At 65.9% G+C, this 622-nt stretch carries 1 protein-coding gene; it reads left to right on the forward strand.

Translation table 11 applies throughout. The features are described 5' to 3' along the window. Positions 1 to 3: 3 nt before the first annotated feature. The coding region (locus ACFO60_RS40820; RefSeq protein ID WP_380852928.1) for a glycoside hydrolase family 11 protein at positions 4 to 622 on the forward strand (619 nt) is incomplete at its 3' end.

A 622-nucleotide genomic window follows, 5' to 3' on the forward strand; every position in this document is an offset into this window, starting at 1 on the left:
CGCATCTGGCGGCGCGTCAGCCGTGCCTGCGTCATAGCGGCGGCCGCGGTCATGATGCTGCCCGGCACCGCCGACGCGGCCGTGACCACCAACCAGACCGGCACCAACAACGGCTACTTCTTCTCGTTCTGGACCGACACTCAGGGCTCGGTGTCCATGGAACTGGGATCCGGCGGCAACTACAGCACCTCATGGCGCAACACCAACAACTTCGTCGCCGGCAAGGGCTGGAAGCCCGGCGCGCGTCGGACGGTGAGCTACTCGGGCAGCTTCAACCCCTCCGGCAACGCCTACCTGACCCTGTACGGATGGACGAGAGGCCCCCTGGTCGAGTACTACATCGTCGACAACTGGGGCACCTACCGGCCCACCGGCTCCTTCAAGGGCACCGTCACCAGCGACGGCGGCACCTACGACATCTACCAGACCACCCGCTACAACGCCCCCTCCATCGAAGGCAACAGCAGCACCTTCAACCAGTACTGGAGCGTCCGCCAGTCCAAGAAGACCGGCGGGACCATCACCGCCGGCAACCACTTCGACGCCTGGGCCCGCTACGGCATGAACCTCGGCAGCCACGACTACCAGATCCTGGCCACCGAGGGCTACCAGAGCAGCGGCA

The sequence above is a fragment of the Sphaerisporangium dianthi genome (genome assembly GCF_042654065.1).
Classification (GTDB): domain Bacteria; phylum Actinomycetota; class Actinomycetes; order Streptosporangiales; family Streptosporangiaceae; genus Sphaerisporangium; species Sphaerisporangium dianthi.